The sequence below is a fragment of the Sneathiella sp. genome, assembly GCF_029233945.1.
Classification (GTDB): domain Bacteria; phylum Pseudomonadota; class Alphaproteobacteria; order Sneathiellales; family Sneathiellaceae; genus Sneathiella.
Window position 1 is genome coordinate 1 of the sequence record NZ_JARGOQ010000062.1, and the last position, 9915, is coordinate 9915.

Consider the following 9915-nt stretch of genomic DNA (forward strand, 5'->3'; position numbering starts at 1 on the left):
ATTGTCGGTGTTATTGATATGCAAAAGATTATGCGTGAGCTGGACGTCGTTAAGGACGTAAATGCTCAAGTGAAAACACTTGAGGAAAAAACCAACACGGAACTGACGGCGGCAGAGAAAAAGCTCAAAGATGAACGGACGCAGATTGAGCGTCAAAAAACCCTTGTAACACCCGAGGCTTATTCGAAGAAACAATCTGATTTCAACCGCAAGGCAGCTGAGTTTCGGGTCAAGGTGCAGGAGAAAAACAGACAATTGCAGCTCAGCCGGGTGAATGCCCTCGATAAAATCAGAGCGCAAATGCTGCCGATTATTCGCGAAGTGATGGATGAGAATGGCGCTGCTCTGGTCCTCGACGTTAGCGAGGTGCTGTTTGTCGAAAAACCCCTCGAAATTACGGAAGAGGTAATGGGACGGCTCAACAAGGATCTTAAGAAGATTAAAGTTGAAATTGTTCCGTTGAAGAAAAGCTGATGCCTGATCCACATTTTTATCGTGTTGCGGGACCATTTTCACTCGCGGAACTCGCTGAAATACCGGATGTCGAATTGGCACCCGGTGTCGATTCAAGCATTATGATTTCCGATGTTCGCCCCCTCGACCAAGCAGGGGAAGGGGATCTTACTTTCCTCAGTAATCCAAAATATCTGGAAAAATTTCTGCATACCAACGCGACAGCCTGTATCGCGAGCCGCAAAGCCCTGAAAAAATTTCCGAAAGGCCTCGCCATCCTCGTTGCGGAAAATCCCTATAAGGCCTATGCACGGATTGCCAATAAATTCTATGCACCTGTGCTTGGATCCGGCGGGGTACATCCAACGGCGATTATCTCGCCAAAAGCGGAAATCGGGGAGAACGCGTCCATCGGGCCTTATGTCGTTATCGAGGATGGTGTCGTTGTCGGTGCCAACTCAATCATAGGTCCGCATGCTGTATTGAGCATGGGCATCCGTCTTGGCAAGGATTGCCGTATTGGCGCAGGCGCAGTGCTGAGCTATTGCCATATTGGCGATAATGTTGTTATGCATAATGGCGTCAAGGTGGGGCAGGACGGCTTTGGGTTTGCACCGGATGCTACAGGAAATGTTAAAATACCTCAGCTTGGACGGGTTATCATTGGCTCTAACTGCGAATTTGGTGCGAATACGGCGATCGATAGAGGATCCGGGCCGGATACCATCATCGGCGATAACACCTGGCTCGATAACCTTGTACAGGTGGGGCATAATGTCACCATTGGAAATGATGTGATTATCGCCGCGCAAACGGGAATTTCCGGCAGCACGGTCATAGAAGATCAGGTCATCATCGGGGGCCAGGTTGGCCTGGCCGGACATATAACGATCGGGCGCGGGGCGCAGATATCAGCAAAGTCCGGCGTTATTTCTGATATTCCGGCTGGCGAGATTTATGCCGGCTTCCCGGCACGGCCCCGCAAGCAGTTTTTCCGCCAGATGGCGATTTTGCGTAAATTATCGAATAGCAAGGGCTCTGTAACATGACTGAAAATTCTTCCGTAGATACGGCTGACACCCTCGATATTCTTCAGGTTATGGAGATGATACCGCATCGTTATCCGCTCCTGCTGGTGGACCGGCTGGTGGATATTGTTCCCGGAGTTTCGGCAACGGGCATCAAGAATGTCACCATGAATGAGCCGCAGTTTCAGGGGCATTTCCCGGGCCGACCGATTATGCCCGGCGTGATGATTGTGGAATCCATGGCGCAGACAGCGGGGGTTCTCGTCATCAAAACCCTGGGCGCGGAATCTCAGGGAAAGCAAGTCCTCTTTATGTCCATCGACAACGCCCGCTTTCGCAAGCCCGTGACACCTGGCGATACGATGCATGTGCATGTACATGTCAAGCAGAGCCGGGGCGTCGTCTGGCGGTTTTCCGGAGAAGCTCATGTGGATGGGAAGAAGGTGGCCGAAGCCGATTTTTCAGCCATGATCGTTAACTAGGTCAACAGGTAACCGGTTGTAACACAGCTTGATTTGTGATCCAGCCTGTTCCGCGTTAGCTATGGCGCAATAATTTAAACTGATTTGTAGGGTAACTGGATACCGAATGGGCAATATTCACCAGACGGCAATTATTGAAGATGGTGCATCGGTTCATTCGGATGCAGTCGTTGGTCCTTTTTGTGTGGTTGGCAAGGATGTCACGCTTGACGCGAAGGTGACGCTGAAATCACATGTTACCGTGGAAGGCTGCACCCATATCGGGCAGGGCACGACCATATATCCCTTTGCCTCCGTTGGGCATGCGCCGCAGGATCTGAAATACAATGGAGAGCGGTCAAAGCTCACTATCGGGGAAAACTGCATCATTCGCGAGCATGTGACGATCAATCCCGGCACAGAGGGAGGCGGCATGCATACCAAAATCGGTAATCAGTGCCTGTTGATGATCGGGGCCCATGTTGCGCATGACTGTATCCTCGGCGATCACGTTATCCTTGTAAATAACGCGACGCTGGGCGGACATGTTGAGCTTGGCGATTTCGTGATTATCGGCGGTCTTTCGGCGGTTCATCAGTTTGTCCGTATCGGGGAGCATGCGATGATCGGCGGCGCGTCGGGCGTGGAGACGGATGTCATTCCCTTTGGCTCGGCAACCGGTAACCGGGCTACTCTTGGCGGCCTTAACTTGACCGGCATGAAACGGCGGGGATTCTCGCGCGAAGATATTCATGCCTTGCGTAGCGCGTATAAATACATGTTTACCGGGGAGGGCACCTTTGCAGACCGTTGCAAGACAGTGCCGGATGAATTTACTGATTTCCCTTCTGTGCAAAAGGTTTTGAAATTCATCAATGAAGAAACAAAGCGTGGATTCTGCCAGCCTGAGTAATGCAGCTAAGATGCGCGTTGGCATCATCGCCGGGAGTGGCAGCCTGCCGCTTGCCCTTGCCGCGACTTTGCGCGCGCGCGGGGAGGCACCATACCTTCTCCTTGTCGAAGGGGAGGCTGATGTGTCTCACTATGCCGACTACCCTCATGAAGTGATCCGGATTACCAAGGTCGGTCGGTTCCTGAAGGCCCTCGCGCGTGAAAACTGCACGCATATTACGCTTGCCGGACCGGTGAAGCGCCCGGATTTGAAAAATCTGGTCCCGGATATGGAGGGGGTGAAACTCCTCGGCCGGATTACCGGCGCGGCGCGCAAAGGGGATGACGGCCTGATGCGGGCCATCACCACGTACATTCAGGAAAAAGGCTTTACCGTTGTCGGGGTGCATGAACTGGCGGATAACTTGCTGGTGCCTGCGGGGCAGCTTGGAAAGATTTCCCCGACAGAGCGTGACACTTCTGACATCGCGGAAGGTATTCGTATTGTGAAGGCCATTGGGGCGCTTGATATCGGGCAGGCGGCTATTATCCGGGATGGATATGTGTTGGCGATTGAGGCCGCGGAAGGAACCGACAGGTTGCTCGCGCGCTCCTCCGAGTTTGCCTGGGAGGAGCCCGCGGGTGTTCTCGTCAAACTCTCCAAGCCGGGACAGGAACTCGCGGCAGACATGCCAACCATCGGCCCTGAGACGGTCACGCTCGCCGCTGAGGCCCATTTACGAGGGATCGCGGTTGAGGCGGGCTTGACGCTCGTCCTCGACCTCAAGGAGACTTTGCGTCGGGCGGATGACGCCGATCTCTTTGTCGTCGGGCTAGATCCACAGGACATTTCAGGATGAGTGAGGAGACCCATCGCCGGGCTTTTATACTGGCAGGGGAACCCTCCGGCGATGCGCTCGCTGCGCGGCTTATGGCGGAACTGAAGGCGCAAGCGCCGGACGTGGAGTTTCTCGGTGTTGGCGGCCCACTCATGGCGGTGGAAGGGCTTGACAGTCTTTTCCCGATGGAAGAGTTGAGTGTGATGGGCTTGCTTGAAGTTTTGCCCAGATTGCCGCAACTCTTGAAACGCATTGATCAGACGGCGGCAGAGGTAAAGCGCGTTGCTCCGGATATTTTTATAACGGTCGATGCCCCGGATTTCAGTTTTCGGGTGGCAAAGAAGCTGGCCGGAACATCCTTCCCCAAGGTGCATTATGTTGCGCCGTCGGTCTGGGCCTGGCGTCCGGGCCGGGCGAAGAAGGTCGCCGCGCTATATGATCATCTTCTGACGCTGCTACCGTTCGAGCCGCCGTATTTTGAGGCAGTAGGGTTGCCCGCCAGTTTCGTTGGTCATTCCGTGATTGAATCCGGGGCGGACAAAGGGGACGGCCCGGCATTTCGCGCGCGCTATGGTATTGACGCAGAAGAAAGACTTCTGATGATGTTGCCGGGCAGCCGGAGAGGGGAGGTCAGCCGTCATCTTCCCGTTTTTAAGGACACCGTGGCACAATTGCAGGCCGATATCGGTAAGTTCCGCCTTGCCGTACCGGTTATCGGCCGGGCCGGTGATATTGTTCGTGAGGAGGTTCAGAACTGGGATATCGATGTTCATGTCGTCGATGGAGAGACAGAAAAATACGATGCGATGGCGGCTTCAAATATGGCCTTGGCCGCCTCAGGGACAGTCGCTCTGGAGCTTGCACTTGCCCGGTTGCCAACTGTTATTGCCTACCGGATGAATGTAATCACGAACATGATTGCCCGTCGTGTGGTCAAACTCAATCATGTTAATCTGGTGAACATCCTTCTGAAACGGGAGGCAGTGCCGGAATATATACTTGAGAACTGTACGGCTGAAAATCTGGCACGGGCTCTCGCAGAGCTTTTCCGCTCAGAGGAAAAGCAGGCGCAGCAGATTGTGTCCTACGAGGAGGCCATGGTACAATTGGGAGAGGGTGGCGCAGCTCCCGGGGCGCGGGCGGCGGAAATTATCCTCAAACTGATTGCAAGGAATATATAACATGAGTGACAACGGCAATTTCAGACTGCTGCACACGATGATCCGGGTGAAGGACCTCGATAAATCCATTGATTTCTATGTCAATAATCTGGAAATGAAGCTCCTGCGTAAAAATGACTTCCCGGGCGGTAAATTCACCCTGGCCTTTGTCGGCTATGGGGAGGAAAAGGACACGGCTGTCATTGAACTGACCCATAACTGGGATCAGGAGGAACCTTATGATCTGGGTGATGGTTTTGGCCATCTCGCGCTGGGTGTGCAGGATATCTATGGCATTTGCGAAAAGCTGGAGGCGCAAGGGGTGAATATTCCGCGTCCGCCGGGGCCAATGAAGCATGGCAGTTCCGTCATCGCCTTTATTGAGGACCCGGACGGCTATAAAATCGAGCTGATAGAGCGGAAATGATGGCCTAATTACTGCCGAAATACCAGGCGGCGGCGAAGAAGATCAGCATTGCCGAAGGTATGAGTATCATGGAAAGTTTTCGAAGGCGGTAAAAAAGCGGCGCCCGGTTATCGTTCGCCGCTTTGAAATAAAGCCGTCTCGCAGGATTGGCGCCTTCGGATCCAGCCGAAGGCGCTATTTTCTTGCTTTTGTGCGAGACGCCGCTCATCTGATTACCGTTTGCCCAAGTCAACATACGGACGTTCGGTGTAGCCCGTGTAAAGCTGACGCGGACGGCCGATTTTCTGTGACGGATCTTCCATCATTTCGTTCCACTGTGCGACCCAGCCGACAGTGCGGGCGACGGCGAACAGCACGGTGAACATGCTGGTCGGGAAGCCGAGCGCCTGCAGAATGATGCCGGAATAGAAATCGACATTCGGGAAGAGCTTTTTCTCAATGAAATAAGGATCTTCGAGCGCGATCTTCTCAAGTTCCATTGCCAATTTGAGCATTGGCTCATCCTTGATGCCGAGCTCATCCAGGACCTCATAGCAGGTCTGCTGCATCACCTTGGCGCGCGGATCATAGTTTTTATAGACCCGGTGGCCAAAGCCCATCAGGCGGAACGGATCATTCTTGTCCTTTGCCTTGGCAATGAATTCCTGTACCCGATCGACGCTGCCGATCTGGTTCAGCATGGTGAGCACAGCCTCGTTCGCGCCGCCATGCGCCGGCCCCCAGAGACAGGCAATACCGGCGGCGATGCAGGCAAACGGATTGGCACCCGAGGAACCTGCAAGACGCACCGTGGAGGTGGAGGCGTTTTGCTCATGATCCGCATGCAGAATGAAAATCCGGTCCATCGCGCGGGCAATGGTCGGGGACAGCTTGTAGCGCTCTGCCGGGACACTGAATGTCATATGCAGGAAGTTTTCCGCATAAGACATATCATTGCTCGGGTAGATAAAGGGCTGACCAACCGAATATTTATAGGCCATCGCCGCAATTGTCGGCATTTTCGCGATCAGGCGGTAGCTTGCAATCATCCGCTGGGTCGGATCGGTAATATCCGTGCTGTCATGATAAAAGGCGGAAAGGGCGCCGACCACACCGACCATGACGGCCATCGGATGCGCATCACGGCGGAAGCCCCGGTAGAATTGGGTCAACTGCTCATGCAGCATGGTGTGATAGGTAATATCGTGTGTGAATTTGTTTTTCTGGGCGACATCGGGCAGCTCGCCTTTAAGCAACAGATAGCAGACTTCCATAAAGTCGCTTTTTTCCGCCAGCTCCTCAATCTTGTAGCCGCGATGCATCAGGATGCCCTGATCGCCATCGATATAGGTAATCGCGGAATCGCAGGAGGCAGTCGAGGTGAATCCCGGATCATAGGTGAAATGCCCTGTATCGGCATATAATTTGCGTACGTCTATGACGGACGGCCCAACAGTGCCCGCAATTAACGGCAGGCTAAGCGTGTTATCGTCCGAGCCTTCGGACAGGGTGACATTGCCGGTAACGGTAGAGCTACTCATTCATCCACTTCCTTTTCGTTTTTCAGGCATTAGTCGTGCCCGTATTTACAAAAAAATTCCGGGTGGAATTTCCCATTTTTATATGACGATTTTATCGTCGGTACTACTACGCCCCGTTGCAGTCGGCCTTAATCCGAAAGTACATCCCGAATACGTCCGATGGACTGTTCCCGGCCCAGAACGTCGAGGACGTCAAAAATACCGGGAGAAACCGTGGTTCCCGTGAGCGCAGCCCGCAAAGGCTGTGCAATTTTCCCTAACTTGAGGCCTTCGGCCTCCGCCGCCGCGCGAACGGCTGCCTCAACCGTATCCTCGCTCCATTGATCAAGCGTCTCCAATCGGTCCGCCAGACGCATAAGAACAGCGCGCGCCTCTTCGGTAATCAGGCTTTCGGCTTTTTTATCCAGCGCAAGCGGTCGCTCGGCAACCAGAAACAAGGAACTCTCTGCGAGGGAGTTTACAGATTTTGCGCGTTCTTTCAAGCCGTTCATGGCTTTTTCTATTAATTTCAGTTGATTAGAAGATATTACCTGACCGGTGTTTTCAGCCAGAATCGGGCCAACAAGGCTGGTCAGATAGGCATTGTCGGCCTGCCGAATATAGTGACCGTTCAGGTTTTCAAGCTTGGCAAAATCAAAGCGTGCCGCTGATTTTCCAACATTTTCAAGGTTGAACCATTCGATCGCCTGCTCGGTCGAAATCACTTCGTCATCCCCATGGGACCAACCAAGCCGCAAAAGATAATTCCGCAGCGCTTCGGGCAGGTAGCCCATATCGCGATATGCCTCCACCCCGAGCGCTCCGTGGCGTTTGGAGAGTTTCGCGCCGTCCGGGCCGTGAATCAGGGGGATATGGGTGTGGTTCGGCACCGGCCATCCAATTGCCTCGATCAGTTGTTTTTGCCGCGCCGCGTTGGTGAGATGATCGTCGCCACGGATAATATCCGTGACTTCCATGTCATGGTCATCCACAACGACGGAGAGCATATAGGTTGGCGTCCCGTCCGCGCGCAGCAGGATCATGTCATCGAGCTGTTCATTGGCAAATGTAACGTCACCCTGCACCCGATCATGGATAACGGTGGCCCCTTCGTTCGGTGATTTAAAGCGGACAACCGGGTCGACATCGGCGGGAGCGTCTGACGGATCACGGTCGCGCCAGCGGCCATCATAGACGGGCGGGCGACCTTCCGCGCGCGCCTTTTCGCGCATTTCCGCAAGCTCTTCCTTGGAGGCATAGCAGTGATAGGCCTTACCTTCATCCAGCAATTGCTGCGCAATTTCCGCATGGCGTTCCCGCCTTGAAAACTGGAAGACAGGTTCTTCATCCCAGTCGAGGCCGAGCCATTTCATCCCTTCAAAAATGGCCTCAATCGCCGCATCCGTTGATCTTTCCCGGTCCGTATCTTCGATCCGCAGCAGGAACTTGCCTTTGTTGTGGCGCGCATAGAGCCAGTTGAACAGCGCCGTCCGGGCACCGCCAATATGCAGAAATCCGGTCGGGGAAGGGGCGAAGCGTGTTACGACAGTCATAAGAATTTACTTTGCAATTCGTTTAGATATAAGTTCAATCCGGGTGATCATCAAAAAGCAGGCATTTGTACCCTGTGTCATGGCAGAGGGCAAGTATGCCGTTGGAAGCCGCATGCCATGATCCTTTCTAGCCTAAAAGGCCAAAACAATTGGGCGGATCAGTTTCGTCGGGACCGAACACGCTGGTTCCTCTGGTTTCCGGTGCTGATCGGCTTTGGCATTGCGCTCTATTTTTCGCTCCATTTTGAGCCCGGCCTGCCATGGCTGGTTTTCCCCTGTCTTCTTTTGCTGCTGATTTATGCCCTTAAGGACAATTCATTTCTGTCGGTGCGTTTGGCATTGGGCGCGGCTTTCCTTGTCACTATCGGCTTCTCGGCGGCAATCCTGCGCACAGAGATGGTCACAGCGCCTATATTGCAGAAGAAACAGGTGGCGGAGCTGACGGGTCGTATCCTTGAAAAATCAACCGGCCTTAAGTCCGCCAAATTTCTGATCGGCGACCTACGGTTCGAAGGGAGTGACAATATTCCGTCGCTTGCTTATGTCCGGCTCTCGTCACGGACCAATTTCAGGGATGTCAGCCCTGGCCAGATTGTCCGGGCGAGGGCAGTTCTGCTGCCGCCGCCCGAGCCTGCCTATCCCGGCGCCTATGATTTTCAGCGGCATTCCTTTTTTCAGTCCATCGGTGCCGTTGGCTATAGTATCAGTGCGTTTGAGGTTGTTGGGAAGGAGCATAACCTGTTATCCGGAATGCGTAGTCTTTCGTCAGAAATCCGGGCGAATATTGCGAAATTTGTATTGACCAATGCATCGCCGGAAAGTGCAGGCTTCGCCATCGCGATTATGACCGGGGACAAGGCCGCCATCCCGGAGGATCAGCTTGATGCCATGCGGTTTTCCGGCCTGGCCCATCTGTTGGCGATTTCGGGCATGCATATGGGGATGATCGGCGGTCTGATCTTTTTTGCCGTGCGCTTCCTGCTGGTGCTGTCGCCCTATATCGCGCTTTACTATCCGGTGAAGAAGATTGCGGCAATTGTCGCGTTGATCGGCCTCGCGGGATATCTTTTTGTGAGCGGGATGAGTGTGTCGGCCATTCGGGCCTTTATCATGATTGCAGCCCTTTTCCTCGCCATCTGTTTCGACCGGACGGCGCTGTCGCTCCGGATGGTGGCGATCGCCGCCGTGATCATATTGATCTTGTTTCCGGAAAGCCTGGTGAGCGCCAGCTTCCAGATGTCTTTCGCCGCCGTCTTTGCACTTATTTCCCTTTATGAGCAGGCCGGACCGGCGCTCTCCCGCTTCGCACGAAGTGGCGGCGTAATCAGGCGGGGGCTGGCTTATCTCATTGGTGTTGCCCTGACGTCCCTTGTTGCGGGACTGGCGACGGCACCTTTTGCGCTTTATCATTTCGGGCAAGTGGCGACCTACAGCCTGATTGCCAATCTGCTTGCTGTGCCGATTATGGGCCTCTGGGTCATGCCGGGAGTTATTCTGTCCTTTATCGGCTACCCGCTTGACCTGACGTTTCCGCTCGCCATTGTTGGCAGCGGGATCGACCTGATCCTGTGGGTCGCGCGGGAGACGGCTTCGTTCCCCGATGC

Annotated in this window: 11 protein-coding genes; 8 read left to right on the forward strand and 3 right to left on the reverse strand. The window is 54.1% G+C overall.

Going from position 1 to position 9915, the window contains the following annotated elements:
• The 7 genes from P1U71_RS15645 to gloA form a co-directional block, all read left to right on the forward strand.
• Nucleotides 1–474 (forward strand): OmpH family outer membrane protein (locus P1U71_RS15645; protein ID WP_301106561.1); only part of this gene is annotated, 474 nt, incomplete at its 5' end.
• Nucleotides 474–1502: a UDP-3-O-(3-hydroxymyristoyl)glucosamine N-acyltransferase gene (gene lpxD, locus P1U71_RS15650; protein ID WP_301106562.1), complete on the forward strand. Its 1029-nt coding sequence runs from the start codon at nt 474–476 to the stop codon at nt 1500–1502. The genes P1U71_RS15645 and lpxD, both read left to right, overlap by 1 nt.
• Nucleotides 1499–1963, forward strand: a complete 465-nt coding sequence (gene fabZ, locus P1U71_RS15655; RefSeq protein ID WP_301106563.1) for a 3-hydroxyacyl-ACP dehydratase FabZ — start codon at nt 1499–1501, stop codon at nt 1961–1963. Before lpxD ends, fabZ begins: the two co-directional genes overlap by 4 nt.
• A gap of 106 nt (nt 1964–2069) precedes the next feature.
• Entirely contained in the window at nt 2070–2855 is a 786-nt protein-coding gene (lpxA, locus tag P1U71_RS15660) for an acyl-ACP--UDP-N-acetylglucosamine O-acyltransferase (protein WP_301106564.1), read from the forward strand.
• Nucleotides 2818–3693: an LpxI family protein gene (locus P1U71_RS15665; RefSeq protein ID WP_301106565.1), complete on the forward strand. Its 876-nt coding sequence runs from the start codon at nt 2818–2820 to the stop codon at nt 3691–3693. Before lpxA ends, P1U71_RS15665 begins: the two co-directional genes overlap by 38 nt.
• Nucleotides 3690–4853, forward strand: coding sequence for a lipid-A-disaccharide synthase (lpxB, locus tag P1U71_RS15670; protein ID WP_301106566.1), 1164 nt, complete (start codon nt 3690–3692; stop codon nt 4851–4853). The genes P1U71_RS15665 and lpxB overlap by 4 nt, the downstream gene beginning before the upstream one ends.
• Nucleotide 4854: 1 nt before the next feature.
• The gene (gene gloA / locus P1U71_RS15675) at nt 4855–5259 is read left to right on the forward strand and encodes a lactoylglutathione lyase (protein ID WP_301106567.1); all 405 of its coding nucleotides are present in this window, start codon (nt 4855–4857) and stop codon (nt 5257–5259) included.
• 4 nt (nt 5260–5263) lie between these two features.
• On the opposite strand, the gene P1U71_RS15680 is transcribed toward gloA, so the two are convergent.
• The 3 genes from P1U71_RS15680 to gltX all read right to left on the reverse strand — a co-directional run bounded on the left by P1U71_RS15680 (nt 5264) and on the right by gltX (nt 8311).
• Nucleotides 5264–5467, reverse strand: a complete 204-nt coding sequence (locus P1U71_RS15680; RefSeq protein ID WP_301106568.1) for a hypothetical protein — start codon at nt 5465–5467, stop codon at nt 5264–5266.
• A gap of 4 nt (nt 5468–5471) precedes the next feature.
• Complete coding sequence (gltA, locus tag P1U71_RS15685) at nt 5472–6779, reverse strand: citrate synthase (protein WP_301106569.1); 1308 nt, start codon at nt 6777–6779, stop codon at nt 5472–5474.
• Nucleotides 6780–6907: 128 nt separating this feature from the next.
• Nucleotides 6908–8311 carry a glutamate--tRNA ligase gene (gltX, locus tag P1U71_RS15690; protein ID WP_301106570.1) on the reverse strand — a complete coding sequence of 468 codons (1404 nt, stop codon included), beginning with the start codon at nt 8309–8311 and terminating at the stop codon, nt 6908–6910.
• Between the two features lie 117 nt (nt 8312–8428).
• Between gltX and P1U71_RS15695 the strand changes: the two genes are divergently transcribed.
• Nucleotides 8429–9915 (forward strand): ComEC/Rec2 family competence protein (locus tag P1U71_RS15695; RefSeq protein WP_301106571.1); only part of this gene is annotated, 1487 nt, incomplete at its 3' end.

Bases quoted from the DNA above. Each gene is read 5' to 3' on its own strand.
- gloA (WP_301106567.1), top strand. From the start codon at position 4,855: ATGAGTGACAACGGCAATTTCAGACTGCTGCACACGATGATCCGGGTG.
- P1U71_RS15665 (WP_301106565.1), top strand. From the start codon at position 2,818: ATGAAGAAACAAAGCGTGGATTCTGCCAGCCTGAGTAATGCAGCTAAG.
- P1U71_RS15680 (WP_301106568.1), bottom strand. From the start codon at position 5,467: ATGAGCGGCGTCTCGCACAAAAGCAAGAAAATAGCGCCTTCGGCTGGA.
- fabZ (WP_301106563.1), top strand. From the start codon at position 1,499: ATGACTGAAAATTCTTCCGTAGATACGGCTGACACCCTCGATATTCTT.
- lpxA (WP_301106564.1), top strand. From the start codon at position 2,070: ATGGGCAATATTCACCAGACGGCAATTATTGAAGATGGTGCATCGGTT.
- lpxD (WP_301106562.1), top strand. From the start codon at position 474: ATGCCTGATCCACATTTTTATCGTGTTGCGGGACCATTTTCACTCGCG.
- gltA (WP_301106569.1), bottom strand. From the start codon at position 6,779: ATGAGTAGCTCTACCGTTACCGGCAATGTCACCCTGTCCGAAGGCTCG.
- gltX (WP_301106570.1), bottom strand. From the start codon at position 8,311: ATGACTGTCGTAACACGCTTCGCCCCTTCCCCGACCGGATTTCTGCAT.
- lpxB (WP_301106566.1), top strand. From the start codon at position 3,690: ATGAGTGAGGAGACCCATCGCCGGGCTTTTATACTGGCAGGGGAACCC.